Below are 17,213 nucleotides of genomic sequence, written 5' to 3' on the forward strand. Positions count from 1 at the left end.
CCTGACGCCGGATATATGTACGCAATCGACTTCCGTGTCCGTCAACTTCCGTTTGCTATTGGGAGCAGTCCATATATATAGAACGTCGCGTCCGATATGCCGTGCTTGCGGCACAGGTCTGCGACCTTCATGCCTGCATCGGCTTCCTTCAGCACCCCGTCTAAGGACGAATGGTAGATTCGTCTTGCCACTGCGACTGCCGGCCGCGTCGGCGATCGTCTCATCCCTTGGAAGGATGGTCGTGGGTGGCAGTATTGGATACGTTTCCGATTTCCCTGAACTTTTAGAGAATTGGAGACGAGTTATGGTATCCGCACACGTACAGAACGAACCTATTCTCACCTACGCTCCCGGCTCGTCCGAGCGCGCTGCCCTCGAAAGCGAACTCCTGCGCCAGGCTGCAGAGGTGGTAAACATCCCGGTCGTCGTCAATGGTACGAAAATTGGAGGTGGAGAACGACTACCGGTCAGGTGCCCGCACGACCATCATCATGTGCTAGCAAACGTGCAACAGGCATCGGCGGAAAACGTACAGACAGCCATCCAATCGCATCGTGAAAACCAACTGGAATGGTCCCGCTGGTCGCTCGAGGAGCGTGCGGCTGTGTTCCTCCGGGCGGCCGATCTGCTCTCAGGCCCGTGGCGTCACAAACTGAATGCCGCGACAATGCTTGGTCAGAGCAAGACTGTGCACCAGGCTGAAATTGACTCGGCGTGTGAACTGATCGACTTCTTGCGGTGGAACGTGCAGTTCGCGCGAGAGCTGCAGGAAGTCCAACCCATCTCCGCGGCAGGCGCGCGAAATGCGCTTGAGTATCGCCCTCTCGAAGGCTTTGTTTACGCGGTCGCACCATTCAACTTCACGGCCATCGGAGGCAACCTGGCCTGTGCCCCCGCGCTGATGGGCAATACCGTGCTTTGGAAGCCGGCAGCCACTGCCGCTCTTAGCAACTACTTTGTTCTGCAACTCCTCGAGGCGGCCGGCCTCCCACCTGGGGTTATTAACTTTGTCCCCGGGGACGCGAAAACGGTGTCGTCTGTTGTACTCGGCTCCGCCTCATTTGCCGGCATCCATTTTACGGGTTCGACTGCCGTATTCGATAGTCTTTGGCGATCTGTCTCGGAGCAGCTTCCCAACTACCGAAGCTATCCGCGGCTGGTCGGCGAGACGGGGGGGAAGGACTTTGTTCTCGCGCATGCGTCGGCGGATGCGGATGCACTGAGCACCGCATTGCTGCGGGGTGCATTCGAATACCAGGGGCAAAAGTGCAGCGCGGCGTCGCGTGCGTATATCCCTGTATCGCTTTGGCCCCGGGTTAAATCACGTCTGCTCGACGACCTTTCCTCCTTGAAAATGGGGGATATCCGCGATTTCTCGAACTTTATGGGCGCTGTTATCGATCAACGTGCCTACGACCGAATTAATGGTTATATCGATATCGCCCGGCGTTCCGGAGAGGCGACAATCATCTCCGGTGGCCAATGTGACGCGAGAAAGGGCTACTTTGTGTCGCCTACGGTCATCGAGGTTAATGATCCTCGATTCCCGACGATGCAGGAGGAGATCTTCGGGCCGGTCCTATCTGTCTATGTGTATCGCGATGAAGAATGGCCTGAGATCCTCAAGCTCGTCGACGAAACCGGGCCATACGGACTCACCGGCTCCATCTTCTCGACTGACAGGGCAGCAATCAACGAAGCAAGCGCGGCTCTCAGATTTGCTGCCGGCAACTTCTACGTGAATGACAAACCGACGGGCGCGGTCGTTGGACAGCAGCCTTTTGGTGGCGCGCGCCGGAGTGGTACCAACGACAAGGCCGGTTCGATGCTCAACCTTTTGCGTTGGGTGTCTCCTCGCACAGTCAAAGAGACTTACGTGCCTGCAACGGACTATCGGTACCCCCACATGAAGGGCTAGCGGTATCGCGTACCTCGAGATCTTATCGGTCGAGCGCATGTGAAGCTCTGCGCTCCGGCACTATGCGACGGAAGTCCGAGCTAGGGCTAACGTCAGATCAATCGTTGGACATAACTTAGGGGCTAGAGAGAGTATCCGATAGCCTTGCGCGATTCTATCGCTATGGCATTGACTCCTCCTCTGGGGGGATGGAACAAAGAGTTATGTCCGGTGAAGATTGGTCGAACACGGTGCAATTGTTTCGACGAAAAGGCATCAGTCCGATTCACAAACTAACAGGAAGGGTTTATGAAATACGTGCGTATGATCCTCGAAGAGGAATCGCCGGAAGAACTGGGTTATGAGAAGATCAAGTACAACTTGTCAGAAAGTTCGATCTCGGACCGAAAGTTCCGGGATTTTAATGTTGAAAATCTCGATGACCTCGTTCTGCTGTATGGCGAACATCGAGGTGACAAGCAACTGCGAGAGCTTATCGCGAAACAAAGTGGCGCTCAGTCTGTCACATCGGATGACGTTTTGATTTGCAACGGGGCAGCGGGCGCTCTGTTCATCATCGCTACATCCTTGCTTGACAAGGGTTCACATCTGGTAGTCGTGCGCCCGAATTATGCGACGAACATCGAGACGCCGCGCGCGATTGGTTGCGAAACGACGTACATCGATCTGGAGTTTGAAGAAGGGTTCAAGGTAGACCTCGAAGCGATCGAACGCGCGGTGCGGCCGAACACGGCATATATCAGTGTGACCTGCCCGCACAATCCGACAGGCACTATGATGACGTGGGACGAAATCGTCGGTCTCAAAGCGATCGCCGACAAGCACGACTGCCTCGTGCTTGTCGATGAAACGTATCGCGATCTGACCTACGGTACCCCGTACCCTACTGCGGCAACTATCAGCGATCGTTTCATCTCGGTTTCGTCCCTGTCAAAGGCGTATGGTACCCCCGGCATTCGTCTCGGCTGGCTAACGACGCGCAGCCCGGCGCTTTACCGGTTGTTTCTCGCAGCCAAAGAACAAATCGGCATTTGCGGGTCGGTCGTTGACGAAGCGATCGGGCTTGCAGTTCTCAAAGAGCGCGACAGTTGGCTGGCCGAGAGCAACAAGAGGAATCTTCGTCATTTAGGAATCACTCGCGACTGGATCAACTCGGATCCGAACGTCGAATGGGTGGAGCCCCAGGGCGGAGTCGTTTGCTTTCCGCGTTTGAAAGTGCCGTCGACGTTTAATGCGGACGAGTTCTATCGATCGCTGCTGCAGAACCACCATACGTACGTCGGTGCTGGAAACTGGTTCGAAATGTCGAAGCTGCACATGCGCATCGGCTTTGCATGGCCGACGGAAGATGAACTCCGAAAGGGGCTGGCAGGCATTTCCGCGGCCGTAAGAGAGCAACTGTGACGCGAAGCCGCACTCCAGCGCGTGGGGGAGTGGCGCGCAACTTATAGTGGCCGCTCCCTGCAGCTCCGACCTCGGGAATGGAAGTAATCACTCAGAGACGCCGAAGCCATGTGCTGTTTAGTGGCTTCGGCATCTCATTTCAATTCGCCACAAACAGGTCGTGGATCCGCGCGTATGGCGGAAAAAAGCAGCGTCGCATGGCCGATAAGTCGGGTTATCAAGAGGTGAGGGTATGGACAGTGTAATTGTACGAGCAGCCGTCCGTTCGGATTTTGAACAATGGCTGCCGCTTTGGAACTCGTATCTTCGATTTTACCAAGCGGACATACCTATGCGGGTCACTGAGGCGACATGGGCTCGGATTACGACGCTGGGTGGAGATCATCTGTGCGCAATTAGCGAAGACAGAGCAGGGCGGATGACAGGATTTGTCATCTATCTCTTTCATCGCTCAAGCTGGGCCGAGACATGGAATTGTCTCGTCGAGGATTTATTCGTATCGGAAGAAAATAGGGGGCATGGAATCGCCCGTCTGCTTCTCGATATGGTTTTTCAGGAAGCGGAGCTGCGAAACTGTTACCGTACATACTGGCAGACCGACGAGACGAATGAGCGGGCGCAAAACCTGTATAACACGTTGGCGACTCGCGCTTCGGTAGTTCAATATCGACGATAGAGATCGGTAAAATATCCGAAAGTCAGTGTTGTAAATTGTAATGTGTGGATGAATATTAATTTAACGTCCATGTTGAGGAAAAATAGGAGACAAGCGATGAAAAAATCAGTATCGATGCTGGCACTTATTGCCTGCGTTTTAACGACGGCTTCCCATGCACAGGGGAGCAATGTGATCCGTATGGGTGTCGAGGGGGCATTTCCTCCATTTAACGAAATGGGTACGGATGGAAAGCCGCGTGGTTTTGACGTCGATATCGGAAATGCGCTCTGTGCGCAGCTCAAGGCGAAATGCGAATGGATCGTCCAGAATTGGGATGGCATGATTCCGGCTCTCACGAGTAACAAGTTCGATGCGATCATGTCGTCGATGACAGATACAGCGGAACGTCGCCAGAAGATATCGTTTACCGAGAAGTACTATAGCGTGGCGTCTCGCATGGTCGCGCGTTCCGGTTCCTCATTTGATCCTACCCGACCGGAAACCCTGAAAGGGAAAAAGGTCGGGATGCAGCGTTCTAGTCCTCACGAATCGTTTGCGAAGGCGGTCTTGGCTCCTGCAGGTGCAAAGATTGTTACGTATCCGTCTGATGAGGACGGCTTGAATGATCTCGCCGCCGGGCGCCTCGACGCCGTCCTGGCGGACAGCACGATGCTCGCAACCGGGTTCCTCAACCAACCGCAAGGCAGCGGCTTCGCCTTTACCGGAAAGCCCGTCACAAACTCACAATACTTCGGCTCTGGTATCGCGATCGGCGTGCGCAAGGATGATTCCCAGCTTCGAGATCGTTTGAACAGCGCAATCAATGCGATCCGTGCGAGCGGCGAATATGATCGTATCGCGAAGCGTTACTTCAATTTCGACATCTATTCGGGAATCTGATCCGCAGCGTTTTTGGCTTCGGTACGAAAGTTGAAGGGGGCGGAGAGTTGGCCATTGCGCGGAGACTCCTCTCCCCCGCTGTTTGTGGAGATGCTTCATGCTATACGGATATGCCCACGCGATCGGAGTTGGCGCTATGACAACGATCAACGTTGCATTGGCTTCGTTGGTTGTAGCTGTTGTTCTAGGATTCGTCGCAGCTATGTGTAAGTCTGCACCGAATCGCGTGCTGAATGCGGCCGCGTCGCTGTACACTTCGCTCTCACGAAGCGCCCCTGACTTTGTATGGTTGTTGTTCCTCTATTACGGCGGTCAAGCCGCGCTTAACTATGCAGTGAGCAAGATATCCCCAGGGCGATCGATCGATATCGACTCCTATACGGCAAGCGTGATCATCCTCGGGGTGGTCTACGGGGGATATGTCGCAGAGACTTTTCGTGGCGCAATACTCACAGTTCCAACTGGCCAGCTTGAGGCTGGTTACGCATTTGGATTACGCAAGCGGACGGTGCTGTTTCGCATCCTTTACCCCCAAATGATGCGATTCGCGATCCCTGGTCTAAGTAACAACTGGCTCGCTCTCGTGAAGGCCTCCGCTATTACCTCCATGGTAAGCCTGAACGAACTGGTATTCCTGTCTACAGCAGCTGGTCGTGCGACGCATCATATTCTAATGTTTTTCTGCATCGCTGGTGCGATTTATCTCGCTCTTACGACTGTCTCGCTCTGGGTTCTGAGGCGACTCGAAATGAAATTTTCGATCGGTGTTCGAGAGGTGATGCTGTGAATTTCAACATTGTTATCGATAATCTCAGGCTATTCTTATGGACCGACGGCGATGTCGCGACGGGGTTATGGTTGACCGTGCAGCTTCTCCTAATCTCGCTTGCGTTTGCGCTTGTATTGGCATTGCCGCTTGCTGTAATGCGCATCTCGAGATCGCGTTGGCTATCAACCCCGGTTTGGCTTTTCACGTATGTGTTCCGCGGAAGCCCACTCCTCGTTCAGATGTACGTCATCTATTATGGTCTCGCCGAAGTCGAATTCGTGCGTCATAGTTGGCTTTGGACATATTTGCAGGAAGCATACGTCTGCGCGTGGGTTGCATTTGGATTGAATACTGCTGCTTACAGCTGTGAAATATTCGCGGGCGCGCTAAAGGCAACTCCATCCGGCGAGGTGGAGGCAGCTGTGGCGATTGGGATGAGCAAGTGGGGGAGGCTTCGATACGTGATCTATCCGAGCGCGCTGCGTCGTGCGATGCAGGCGTACTGCAATGAGGTCGTATTTACGTTACACGGGACAGCTTTGGCATCAGGTATTACGCTGCTTGACATGGGCGGTGTCGCACGAGCGATTAGCATGCAGTATGCGGCACCTTTTGAGCCGTACCTGTTTGCGTTGTTGCTGTATAGCTTGTGCACATTCGTAATTCTGAGAATTTTCCGTGCTCTGGAAAGGCGATATATGGCCCACGTCCGGCCGCGCGGTTCGGAGCGCACTGCGATGGCATCGACAAGTTCGTCGGCCGCCAAATTCCAGGACGCGTGACAGTATTAATCGGAACAAGAGTAACGATCATGAATGCACTTTCGGTTGAAAACGTACATAAGCGATACGGCGCGCACGAGGTCCTAAAAGGTGTCTCGCTTGATGCTAAGAAGGGCGATGTGATTAGCATCATCGGCTCCAGCGGATCAGGTAAAAGCACTTTCTTACGTTGCATTAACATGCTCGAGCGGCCAAACGCTGGCGTGATTCGACTGAACGGCGAACTACTGCAAACCAAGGAAACTCCAGACGGAATCATTCCTGTCAGTTATAGCCAACTTGAGAGAATGCGAACGCGACTCGCTATGGTGTTTCAGCACTTCAATCTCTGGTCGCATTTGACAGTGATGGAGAATTTGATGCTGGCGCCGATCAGAGTGCAGAAGCGTTCCCGAAAGGACGCGCAGGAGCGTGCACTCGATGTGCTCCGAAAGGTGAAGCTAGACCCGGACAAGGTCGCACATATGTACCCTTCGCACATGTCTGGTGGTCAGCAACAGCGTGTCGCGATTGCTAGAGCGCTCGCTGTCGATCCTGAGGTTCTGCTGTTCGATGAGCCGACATCAGCACTCGACCCAGAACTGGTTGGCGAAGTGCTTTCAGTCATGAAGGAACTCGCTAAGGACGGGCGAACGATGGTCGTTGTCACGCACGAGATGGCGTTTGCGAAGGAAGTCTCGAGCGAGGTGATGTTTCTCCATCAGGGAATTGTGGAAGAGCGTGGCGCACCAGCCGATATATTCGGGCATCCAAAAAGTGAACGATTGGCGAAGTTTCTCGCTGGGGCGTTGAAGTAAGCGGGCTTCAACCGCTTGAATTTATGATGTCGTTAGTGTTGAGGTTATCAACATGGTTGTGAAACGTTTCTATCCGGGGCCCAGGATGTCAGCGGCCAGTGTCCACGCGGGGGTGGTTCGTCTCGCGGGACAAGTCACACAAGAGCCGAATCAGGATGCAACAAAGCAGACCGCGAGAATCTTGGAAACAATTGATTCTCTTCTCGAAGAGGCGGGTAGCAACAAGCACCAGATCCTTTTCGCTCAAATCTTCCTTGCTGACATGGCGGATTTCTCGGCGATGAACGTAGCCTGGGACGCGTGGGTTAGTCGGAGCGATCCTCCTCCGCGTGCCACGGTCGAGGGTAAACTGGCTGTTGCCGGTTGTACAGTTGAGATCGTCGTTACCGCGGCTGTCTTGGACTAACGCTGGCTGTATTCGCTGGCGTCGTTTATCGACGAAGGTGTTCGTTGACGAATGTACACGGTCGCTAGAGCGGCGCCGCGATTCACGCACCACTGCAACTCGAGGGCGGTTTATGTCGATCAACCTTCTCGGAGCCGGGCCCGAATTTACACGAATCGGCGAGGCAATCGATTTCATTGGTACTGACAGGTCATACGATGCGGCCTTTCAGCTGGTGAAAATGAATTTAGCGTTCGAGATGGTTTCGATCGTCGCCTATCGGGGCAAGACTCGACCAGTGCTCCTGTTCGATACCTTCGGCGATACCCCATATCGTGAAGGGTTGACCAACTATGTCGAGTACTCGTATGTACTGAGCCCATGCTATCAAGCATACCTTGATGGTATATCGCCGGGTGTCTACAGAATGAAGGATCTGGTGTCTGAGGAATACCCAATCTCGCAAACATTCAAGAGCGTTCCTGCGGCATGGTCTGAGAAAGAGGAAATGCGTTACATCACCCGTGGTTGGCCTGAGCAAAGAGAGGAGCTGTTGCTTCTCGTTGAGCTTTCGGAAGGAGACATGGCCGAGATGAGCTTTCTCCGACCCAACTCATCGTCCGGCTTCGAGGCGTGGGAGGTTTCTAATCTCGAGAAGGTGGCGCCGTTTCTCTCAGCAATCACGCGTGCAAATTGGGCGCGCTTCGCCCGGGAGGCGAAACCGGCTGACGATAGTACGGTTAACGTTGCATTTGAATCATTCGGTAAGGATCTCTTGTCCTTGCGTGAGGCGGAAGTGGTTCGTCTGATTCTTCAGGGTCACTCTTCAGTATCGATTAGCTTGAGGTTGAATATTGCGATAACGACTGTCAAGAGCCATCGCAAGAATGCATATGCAAAGCTTCATATAGCGACGCAGTCTGAATTGATGGCGTTATATGTACGATGGTTGGAAGATTCATCGAGGGTATAATTTGGGGCGCATATCCTACTGTTAGGTGGCTTGTCTTCAGAGTGTGACTCGCGCTTGTTAAAATTGACGAATGAAACTTTGCTTTGCGGATGTTTTTCGCGCGGTCGTCATGTCTTGTGAGGCGCCGAAGTGTTGCCCTTGCACTCATAAACGAAAGGTGAGGATTCTGGAATGCCGATTATTAGAGTAGAGCTCACAGCCGGACGCACACTGGATCAGAAAGCGTTATTTGTGAAAGAGGTAACGAGACTCGCGGCGCAGATTTTGAAGTGTCCAATCGATACCGTTGATCTCCTGTTCGTTGATGTCGAGAGGCAAAACTGGGCACACGGAGGAGAGTTCTATAGTTCGTCACAATTTCACTTCGATGGGACCCAAGGAATTTGTCCCTGAAAAATGAACAAGAAATCGATCGACAGTCGAGAATCTAAGATGGTCAAAAAAAATCCGGAGTCGAGGGAGGCGCAGGTGCAGGAACTGCGCGAACGTGGATTCGTTGTAGCAAAGGGCTTTGTTGATGAAACGTGTTTGCATTCCCTGCTCATAGCGTCACAGCGGGAACTAGTCGCTGCACGGTATCCGCTCGAGTTCGAAGCAGATTTGCGTTACCCTGGTGCTCCAGAGTCTAAGAGCGCGCCCGGAGGGGGCACCGTGCGTCGCTTGCTGGACGCGTATAGTCGCGATCTACTATACGCCAGATTGGCAACATCGTCCGATATTCGCAACTGGATGGAGATGTATTTTGGCGAGACGCCTTACCTCTCGCTCGCGCATCACAATTGCATCATGACAAAGCATCCTGCGTTTGGAAGCAAGACGGGCTGGCATCGCGACTCGCGATACTGGTCGTTTGAGCGCGATGACCTTGTCTCCGTATGGGTTGCGTTGGGCCAGGAGTCTGCGGAGAACGGAGGGCTTTGGTTTGTGCCGGAGTCGCACAGACTGATGTTGGCATCAAACCAGCTCGACGATGCGAGATTTTTTCGTGCCGATCTACCGGAGAACGACCAGGAGCTTCGACGGGCAGTAGCCCCGGAGCTTGAGCCAGGAGATGTGGTTTTCTTCCACTGCAATACGTTGCACTCTGCCGGCAGAAACCACTCCAAGCAAGTGAAGCTATCCCTGGTTTATACGTATCGAGGCCAAAGTAACGTTGCGATGTTGGGAACGCGATCGTGTTCAAAACCCGAGGTGGCGCTAAATTGAAATGTGTAGATGCAAGATTCGCGAGCGTGTCGATATGACGCTCCTTCCGTGGATAAGTTTCCCGATTGTTCGGGATGGTGCGATTGTTGCTTGTTGGATTTGATTTAGAGACGGTTTCAAAAAGACGCGTAGCTACTGTTAACTTTTCTCTTGACCTGTTAACCTGAGCCGTCGTGACAACCGGATCAGGGAGATGGGCAAGCCGATCATAGACAACGAGTTTTGGAAACTAATCGAGCCACTTCTACCACCTGTCAAGCCCCGTCGGTTCAAGTACCCGGGTCGCAAGCCCGTGCCGAATCGCGCAGCGCTGACGGGCATTCTGTTTGTGCTGAAGACCGGCATTCGCTGGCGCGATCTTCCTGCGGAAATGGGATGTGGCTCGGGCGTGAGTGACCTGAGACGTTTCTTGTAGCCATCCGGCAAGTGAGTTCTCTTTTATCCTAGAGGCAAGGAGAACTCGATGAAGAAGCGATTTACCGACGAGCAGATCATTCGCATTTTGCGCGAGGCCGAGAGCCGGGATGAACCGGTGAAGAATCTATGCAAGCGCCACAACATCTCGGAACAGACGTACTATCGCTGGCGCAACAAGTTCGGCGGAATGGACGTGGCCGACGCACGTCGGCTCAAGGAATTGGAGTCGGAGAACGATCGGCTTAAGCGCCAGATCGCCGAGCAGATGCTGATCGACGGCCTGAAGGAATTCAGTCGAAAAAAATGTCCACCCCGACGGGCCGGCGCGAGGCGGTGGAAGTCCTGACTCGGCGGGGGCTATCGCGACGCAAGGCATGTTGCTACCTGGGACTGAGTCGCCGGGTGGCGACCTATACGCTCAAGCAACCGGAGAAAGACCGGCGTCTGGGCGAGCAACTGATTGCGGCTGCGCAGGAGGTGCCGCGCTTCGGCTACCGACGGATGTCGGCTTGGCTGGCGCTGGGCGAATCGCGTGTGCGACGAATGTAGCGAGCCTTGCAGCTCAACATTCCGCGGCGGCGCCCTCGCCGACGTCGTTGCGGCAACGACATACGCCTGCCTGGTGCCACCCAGCCCAATTCGGTCTGGAGCTACGACTTTGTGCACGACCAGTTGGTGGATGGGCGAGCGCTGAAGATGCTTTGCGTGATCGATGACTACACCCGCGAGTGCCTGGCGATCGAGATCGGCGCCAGCCTGCGTTCGCAGGATGTGATCCTAACGCTGTCGCGACTGATGCGCCTGTACGGCAAGCCGGCGTTTGTGCGGTCGGATAACGGCGCCGAATTTACCGCCGCCAAGGTCATGCGCTGGCTGAGAGATGCTGCAATCGGCCCGGCCTTCATCGCGCCCGGCAGCCCGTGGCAAAACGGATTCGTCGAGAGCTTCAACGGCAAGCTGCGCGACGAATTGCTGAATCGCGAATGGTTCCGCAGCCGGGCCGAGGCCAAGGTACTCATCGAACGCTGGCGACAGTTTTACAACGAGCGTCGGCCCCATAGCGCTCATCGTTATCAACCTCCTGCCACGGTCCGTCGAGCCTGGCTGGATTCCGATAATATCGAAGCGAGACTCACTGCCTGATTGGTCACAACATTCCGCCTCAGGTCACTGCGGTCAAGCGCGTTTTAGCGTTGACCTCAGAAACTGTCCCGCTACGAAGATGTCGCGCTCCACTGCTCGCCGCGCCGCTGCGGCATCCCGCCTGTCCAGCGCATCCATCAGGTCTTCGTGTGCGTCGTTCAACACGGCGGACGCTTCCGACGTGTCGAAGAGGCGATTCGAGATTGGGCCGGCCTTCAGCCACAGCGTATCGATCAGCTCGAACAGCAAGGGCGAGCCGGCCGCCTTGTAGAGCAGGACATGGAAGTCTTCGTTGGCGGCCAGGTAATCGGTGGCTTGGTCGGCTCTCAAAGAAGCGGCGGGCTGCTTCAGCGTGTGTTTACCTCCCTCGGGCGTTCTGCTGCGAGGCGGGTGATCCGTGAGGTTTTTCAACGCTTGCGCCATGCGCTGGCAAAGCTTGCGCAGTGTGGCGAGTTCGGCTGGCTCCAGCCTCAGGCAGCCACGCTCGGTGGCCTCGCCTTCGAGCAGCATGCGCATTTGCAGCAGATCGTCGAACTCGGGCAGCGTAAGCTTGGGGACGATCATCCCGGCGTTGGGCACGTTCACCAGCGCACCTTCGGCAGCCAGACGCTGCAGCGCGGCGCGCACCGGCATCTGACCCACCCCCATCTCGGCTGCCACGTTGCGGATCTTCAGGCGTTCGCCGGGAAGGAAGCGGCCTACAGTGACCCATTGCCGCAATGTGGCGTAGGTCGTGTCTTGCTGAGTGGTGGTGGGCTCGATGTCGTTACTCATGAATCGCTAGTGGCGGTGAGCGAAGTCAGCACAGCGTCGAATGCGGTGAGCAGGCGCTGCACGTGCGTCGGGGTCGTGTCGGGACAAACGAGCATCATATTGTGAAAGGGTGTGATCAGCACGCCGCGGTTAAGCAAGGCCAGATGCAGGGCGTGCTCCAGCTCGGCATCCATGACCGCCTCGGCCTGGCTGCCGTTGCGCGGCGGCTGCGGACAGAACTGGAACTCTACCCGGGCGCCGACCTGGGTGACGCACCACGGCAAGCCCTGACGGGCGAGGATGGTGCTCAGCCCGGCTGCCAGTTGCTCGGCCAGGGCATGCATGGGGGCGAAGACCTGGGGCGTCATCAAGTGGGTGAGGGTGGCGCGCATCGCCGCCATGGCCAGCAGGTTGGCGGTAAGCGTGGTGCCAATGCACGAGTGGCCCGACGGTGCCGTTCGCTTGGCGTTTTCGGCGCGCTCGGCCAGCGCGGCGCTGAAGCCATAGGCCGCGCACGGCATGCCGCCGCCCAGTGCCTTGCCCACGACCACGGCATCGGGCTGCAGGCCGTGAGCGCGCGCGTAGCCGCCGGGGCCGCTGCTGAGCGTGTGGGTCTCGTCCAGTACCAGCAGGCTGCCGTGGCGGTGGATGATCTCTTGCGCTTGCGCCCAGTAACCCGGTTCGGGCAGCACCATGCCGATGTTGGTCATCACTGGCTCGGCCAGGACACAGGCCACGTCACCCGGTGCCAGCGCGGCTTCCAGCGCGGCCAGATCGTTGAATTCCACCACGCGTGTGGTGGCGGTGAGATCGTGCACCTGGCCCAGCAGGCTGGCGCGTTGCGTGGGTTGCCCGTCCACCAGGTCGACGAAGACGTCGTCGACCGTGCCGTGATAGCAGCCGTTGAACACCAGCAAGGTACGCCGCCCGGTGGCGGCACGTACCCAGCGCAGCAAGAAACGGTTGGCGTCGCTGGCGGTCATGGCGAACTGCCATTTCGGCAGGCCGAAATGCTGAGCCAGCAATTCACCTACGACGGATGCGTCCTCGTTGGGCAGCATGGTGGTCAGGCCGTGCTGTGCCTGGGTCGCCAGTGCCTCGGTAACGACGGCGGGCGAATGGCCGAACATGGCGCCGGTGTCACCCAGGCAGAAATCGGCCAGCGTGTGGCCGTCAGCGTCGGTGAGTTGTGCCCCCTGGGCCTGGGCCACGTGCAGCGCGAAAGGCGTGGACCAGTCGTTCATCCAGTGCAGCGGTACGCCGAACATCAGCTGCGGTGCGGCGCGTGTGGACATCACTTGCGACTTCGGGTTGCGTTGCGTGTACTCGGTGCGTTCGCGTGCGAGCAAGGCCTGTACGCGTTCGCGCTCAATGCCGGTATGTTGAATGATGCGGTTCATTGTGGGCTCCTCATACCAGCAGTAACAGGTGCTCTCTTTCCCACGAACTGATCACCCGGTTGTAGGTGGAAAATTCCAGTTCCTTCACGGCGCAAAAGGCGTCGACGAAGGTTTCGCTCAGTACCTCCTTCATGGCATCGCAGGCGCGCATGGCCTCGATAGCGCTTTCGAGATGGCGCGGCAGTTCGTGGGCGACGTTCCAGGCGCTGCCGTCGGTGGGCTCGCTGGGATGCAGCCGGTCGCGCATGCCGATGTAGCCGCAGGCCAGCGTGGCGGCCATGGCCAGATAGGGATTGGCGTCAACGCCGGGCACGCGGTTTTCAACCCGGCGGGCGCTGGGGCCGGACTTGGGAACGCGGATGCCGCAGGTGCGGTTGTCGTGGCCCCAGCGCACATTGATGGGTGCCGACATGTAGGGCGCCAGCCGCCGGTATGAATTGACGTAGGGCGCCAGCATTGGCATCACCTGCGGGATAAAGGTTTGTAGACCGCCGATGAAGTGGTGGAAGAGTTCGCTGGCTGTGCCGTCGGTGTTGCTGAAGATGTTGCGGCCTTCGCCGTCGTTGATGCTCTGATGGATGTGCATGGCACTGCCCGGTTCGCCCTCCATGGGTTTGGCCATGAAAGTGGCAAATACGCCGTGGCGCAGCGCCGTCTCGCGTACCGTGCGCTTAAACAGGAAAACGCGGTCGGCCAGGTCGAGCGGTTCGCCGTGGCTGAAGTTGATCTCCATCTGGCCCGGGCCGGCCTCATGGATCAGCGTTTCCACGCCGAGCTGGTGCTGGTCGCAGAAGGCGGAGAGTTCCATGAAGAAGGGATCGAAGTCGTTTACCGCGTCGATGGAGTAGCTCTGCCGCCCCACCTCGGGCTTTCCAGTGCGCCCCAGCGGCGGCTGCAGAGGCTCATGTGGGTTCTGATTGCGCGCCACCAGATAGAACTCCATCTCGGGTGCCACGATGGGCCGCCAGCCGCGTGCTTCGTACAGCGCCAGCACGCGGCGTAGTACCGCGCGGGGCGAGAGTTGCACCGGCTGGCCGTCCCACTCGAGGCAGTCGTGGATGACCACGGCCACCGGTTCGGCTGCCCAGGGCACGATGCGCACGGTCGCGGCGTCGGGCTTGCAGACCATATCGGGGTCGGTATCGCCCACGAAGGGACCGTTGTCGGGCTGTTGCCCGTTCACGGTATTGAGCAGCACGCTCTTCGGGATGCGCATCTCGCCCGACGCCGTGAACAGATCGCGCGGAAGGATCTTGCCGCGCGCGATGCCGGTCATGTCGGGGATGACACACTCCACCTCATGGATGCGGTGCTGGGTCAGGAAGTTGCTCAAAGCGGCATTCATGGCATGTCACTCATATGTGATCACAAAAATTTGAATTCTTGCGTATTATCGCAAAAATCACTGAATTTGTGATCACAAAACTAGTGTGGCCGTCGATGGGACACTGCGCGACAGTGCGAACACCTACCAGTCACCGGTCCAGGAGCATCCCTGCGGTATGGTCGTGCTGACCTGCCCTCCAGCCGTTCTCAGAGTCAAATAGCAAATGGTCGGTTTGAATGCAGAGCCGGTCATTTCCTTTTAATGGGCCATTGCCCACCTGTGCGGCCGCAATTGGCGCGCAGGACACAATGTCGCCACCGACGGTATGTTGCTCCGATGCGATCGGTATGCCCTTTACGACCGATGCCTGTTCGAGGCGGCCGACGGAGTCACTCGCGTCAGCTGAGACATGGTTCACCACGATGAGCAGTTGGAAGGAACAACCGCCGCCGTCAAGTGCCGGAGCTAGTTGTCCGCGGAGCTTGATGCCCACTGACTGACACGACCGCTCCGGTGGATCCTCGGTCGGAGCGTGTCAGCTCGCCGTGTCCGATGCAGCGTTTGGACGGGCCTGCGCGACCATGCCGGGAGGGGGGCGTGATTGTGCCGAGGGTCGCAGTCCAGTCAGACGGTTGGGCCGTGAGATGGGCGGCACGGCCCCCACTCCGCACAACTCCGGGTCTACCCGGATTGCCGGAGTCCCGCAACTTGCCTATCTTTCTACATCATACGTATGATCTAGAGGGGCAACATGGCTACCCTTCATCGGCAAGTACTGAATCAGATAGGCGAGCGAATCTGCTCCGGCCAGTTGGCACCCGGCGACATCCTGCCCTCCGAAGACGAATTGGCCGAAGAGTTGCAGGTCAGCCGAATCACCATCCGCGAGACGGTCAAGTCCTTGTCCGCCAAGGGCATGCTGCAAGTGCGTCGCCGATATGGCACGATTGTGCTGCCACGCGCGCAATGGCAATTGTTCGATCCCGACGTCATTACCTGGCGCGCGCGGGCCGGCATGGTTGATGAAGGGCTGATTCAGGACCTGATGGAATTGCGCCTGATCATCGAACCGAACGCGGCCAAACTCGCCGCGAAACGCGCGACTGACGAAGACCGCATCGCGATCCGGCGCGCCTATCGGGCAATGGAGCGTGCGGTCGCTGGCAATGGCGAATATGTTCCTGCCGATCTCGCGTTCCACGGTGCGATCCTTACCGCTTGTCACAATCAGTTTGTCCAGCAGATGCAGAACGCGCTGTCGTCGATCCTGCTGACGAGCTTCGAGCTCAGTTCGGAGATCGCCGGCGGCCCGGCCCGATCGCTGCCGATGCACGAAGCGCTTTGCGTCGCGATCGAAAAGGGCGATGAAGCCGCCGCGGAAGAAGCAGTGCTCACGCTCATCAGGCGCGCTGAGCAGGACTTCGAGGATCGCGCTGCACTGAATCGGGCTGGTGCCGGCCGGCGCGCCTGACACCCTTACGAGAGATCGACGCCGACATCATCGCGACCGGCGATGATCGCGACGAGTAAGCGTGCGCGATCTCGCATTATAGAGAGGAGTACGATCAAATGAATTCACTATTCGACCTGAGCGACCGCACGGCGCTCGTCACCGGCTCGGCGCGCGGCATCGGCTTCGCGCTGGCGGAGGGGCTCGCAACGGCAGGCGCGCGCGTCGTCCTGAACGGAACGCAGCCCGACACGGTTGCCGCGGCGGTCAGCCAGCTTGCCGACAAGGGATTCGACGTGCTGGGTCGGGCGTTCGACGTGACGGACGAGCAGGCCGTTGCCGACGCGTTCTCGCAATGGGACCAGGACGGCGTGCAGATCGACATCGTTGTCAACAACGCCGGTATCCAGTTTCGCAAGCCGCTCGTCGAACTCGAACTGGGCGACTGGCAACGGGTGATCGATACCAACCTGACGAGCGCGTTCATCGTCGCAAAGCAGGCGGCACGACGCATGATCGCGCGCGGCACCGGCGGCAAGATCGTCAATATCGGCTCGCTCACGAGCGAAGCCGCGCGCGCGACGGTCGGGGCGTATACGGCCGCCAAGGGCGGAATCAAGATGCTGACCCGTGCGATGAGCGCCGAATGGGCCGCGTCGAACATTCAGGCGAATGCGATCGGCCCCGGTTACATCCTGACCGACATGAACAAACCGCTCGTCGAGAATGTGGCGTTCGACGCGTGGGTCAAAAGCAGCAATCCGACGCAGCGCTGGGGCAAGCCGGAAGAGCTCGTCGGCACGGCGGTGTACCTGGCATCGGCTGCGTCGAGCTACGTAAACGGTCAGATCATTTATGTCGATGGCGGCTGGCTGGCCGTCCTTTGAAATCAGATTCGCGCGAAGAACATGCATACCAAAAGCAGCCCGCG

Annotated in this window: 17 protein-coding genes and 3 pseudogenes; 15 read left to right on the plus strand and 5 right to left on the minus strand. The window is 57.3% G+C overall.

The annotated features are described in order from the left end of the window. Positions 1 to 77: 77 nt before the first annotated feature. Positions 78 to 191: pseudogene (locus DIE17_RS38450) on the minus strand (transposase); the annotation flags it as partial. Positions 192 to 304: 113 nt separating this feature from the next. Here DIE17_RS38450 and pruA point away from each other — a divergent pair. The 13 genes and pseudogenes from pruA to DIE17_RS33195 all read left to right on the plus strand — a co-directional run bounded on the left by pruA (position 305) and on the right by DIE17_RS33195 (position 11,352). Next, the gene (gene pruA, locus DIE17_RS33135; RefSeq protein ID WP_124489122.1) at positions 305 to 1,918 is read left to right on the plus strand and encodes an L-glutamate gamma-semialdehyde dehydrogenase; all 1,614 of its coding nucleotides are present in this window, start codon (positions 305 to 307) and stop codon (positions 1,916 to 1,918) included. Positions 1,919 to 2,206: 288 nt separating this feature from the next. Further along, on the plus strand, positions 2,207 to 3,322 hold the full coding sequence (locus tag DIE17_RS33140) for a pyridoxal phosphate-dependent aminotransferase (RefSeq protein WP_124489123.1): 1,116 nt from the start codon (positions 2,207 to 2,209) through the stop codon (positions 3,320 to 3,322). A gap of 232 nt (positions 3,323 to 3,554) precedes the next feature. Then, a complete protein-coding gene (locus tag DIE17_RS38455) occupies positions 3,555 to 3,998 on the plus strand; it encodes a GNAT family N-acetyltransferase (RefSeq protein WP_124489124.1) in 444 nt (147 codons plus the stop codon). Between the two features lie 96 nt (positions 3,999 to 4,094). Continuing rightward, on the plus strand, positions 4,095 to 4,880 hold the full coding sequence (locus DIE17_RS33150) for an ABC transporter substrate-binding protein (protein WP_124489125.1): 786 nt from the start codon (positions 4,095 to 4,097) through the stop codon (positions 4,878 to 4,880). Between the two features lie 97 nt (positions 4,881 to 4,977). Next, entirely contained in the window at positions 4,978 to 5,667 is a 690-nt protein-coding gene (locus DIE17_RS33155; protein WP_124489126.1) for an ABC transporter permease, read from the plus strand. After that, a complete protein-coding gene (locus tag DIE17_RS33160) occupies positions 5,664 to 6,431 on the plus strand; it encodes an ABC transporter permease (RefSeq protein ID WP_124489127.1) in 768 nt (255 codons plus the stop codon). Before DIE17_RS33155 ends, DIE17_RS33160 begins: the two co-directional genes overlap by 4 nt. Before the next feature lie 29 nt (positions 6,432 to 6,460). Further along, on the plus strand, positions 6,461 to 7,228 hold the full coding sequence (locus DIE17_RS33165; protein WP_124489128.1) for an ATP-binding cassette domain-containing protein: 768 nt from the start codon (positions 6,461 to 6,463) through the stop codon (positions 7,226 to 7,228). A 52-nt stretch (positions 7,229 to 7,280) separates the two neighbouring features. Further along, positions 7,281 to 7,634: a RidA family protein gene (locus DIE17_RS33170; RefSeq protein WP_124489129.1), complete on the plus strand. Its 354-nt coding sequence runs from the start codon at positions 7,281 to 7,283 to the stop codon at positions 7,632 to 7,634. A 112-nt stretch (positions 7,635 to 7,746) separates the two neighbouring features. Beyond that, entirely contained in the window at positions 7,747 to 8,586 is an 840-nt protein-coding gene (locus DIE17_RS33175) for a response regulator transcription factor (protein ID WP_124489130.1), read from the plus strand. Positions 8,587 to 8,757: 171 nt separating this feature from the next. Then, positions 8,758 to 8,979, plus strand: coding sequence for a 4-oxalocrotonate tautomerase (locus DIE17_RS33180; RefSeq protein ID WP_124489131.1), 222 nt, complete (start codon positions 8,758 to 8,760; stop codon positions 8,977 to 8,979). A 3-nt stretch (positions 8,980 to 8,982) separates the two neighbouring features. Then, complete coding sequence (locus DIE17_RS33185) at positions 8,983 to 9,792, plus strand: phytanoyl-CoA dioxygenase family protein (protein WP_260430309.1); 810 nt, start codon at positions 8,983 to 8,985, stop codon at positions 9,790 to 9,792. A 193-nt stretch (positions 9,793 to 9,985) separates the two neighbouring features. Then, positions 9,986 to 10,198, plus strand: a pseudogene (locus DIE17_RS33190) (transposase); the annotation flags it as partial. A 57-nt stretch (positions 10,199 to 10,255) separates the two neighbouring features. Then, positions 10,256 to 11,352, plus strand: a pseudogene (locus tag DIE17_RS33195) (IS3 family transposase). 33 nt (positions 11,353 to 11,385) lie between these two features. On the opposite strand, the gene DIE17_RS33200 reads toward DIE17_RS33195, so the two are convergent. The 4 genes from DIE17_RS33200 to DIE17_RS33215 form a co-directional block, all read right to left on the minus strand. Beyond that, the gene (locus tag DIE17_RS33200; RefSeq protein WP_124489132.1) at positions 11,386 to 12,126 is read right to left on the minus strand and encodes a GntR family transcriptional regulator; all 741 of its coding nucleotides are present in this window, start codon (positions 12,124 to 12,126) and stop codon (positions 11,386 to 11,388) included. Continuing rightward, the gene (locus tag DIE17_RS33205) at positions 12,123 to 13,505 is read right to left on the minus strand and encodes an aspartate aminotransferase family protein (protein WP_124489133.1); all 1,383 of its coding nucleotides are present in this window, start codon (positions 13,503 to 13,505) and stop codon (positions 12,123 to 12,125) included. Before DIE17_RS33205 ends, DIE17_RS33200 begins: the two co-directional genes overlap by 4 nt. Positions 13,506 to 13,515: 10 nt before the next feature. Further along, positions 13,516 to 14,850 (minus strand): glutamine synthetase family protein, encoded by a 1,335-nt coding sequence (locus DIE17_RS33210; protein WP_124489134.1) that lies wholly within the window; start codon positions 14,848 to 14,850, stop codon positions 13,516 to 13,518. A gap of 130 nt (positions 14,851 to 14,980) precedes the next feature. Continuing rightward, positions 14,981 to 15,325 (minus strand): hypothetical protein, encoded by a 345-nt coding sequence (locus DIE17_RS33215; RefSeq protein ID WP_124489135.1) that lies wholly within the window; start codon positions 15,323 to 15,325, stop codon positions 14,981 to 14,983. A gap of 258 nt (positions 15,326 to 15,583) precedes the next feature. Between DIE17_RS33215 and DIE17_RS33220 the strand changes: the two genes are divergently transcribed. Beyond that, positions 15,584 to 16,303, plus strand: coding sequence for a FadR/GntR family transcriptional regulator (locus DIE17_RS33220; RefSeq protein ID WP_124489136.1), 720 nt, complete (start codon positions 15,584 to 15,586; stop codon positions 16,301 to 16,303). Between the two features lie 98 nt (positions 16,304 to 16,401). After that, the gene (locus DIE17_RS33225; protein WP_124489137.1) at positions 16,402 to 17,169 is read left to right on the plus strand and encodes an SDR family oxidoreductase; all 768 of its coding nucleotides are present in this window, start codon (positions 16,402 to 16,404) and stop codon (positions 17,167 to 17,169) included. The last annotated feature ends 44 nt before the right edge of the window (positions 17,170 to 17,213 follow it).

It is taken from the genome of Burkholderia sp. Bp9099, from assembly GCF_003857805.1.
Classification (GTDB): Bacteria; Pseudomonadota; Gammaproteobacteria; order Burkholderiales; family Burkholderiaceae; genus Burkholderia.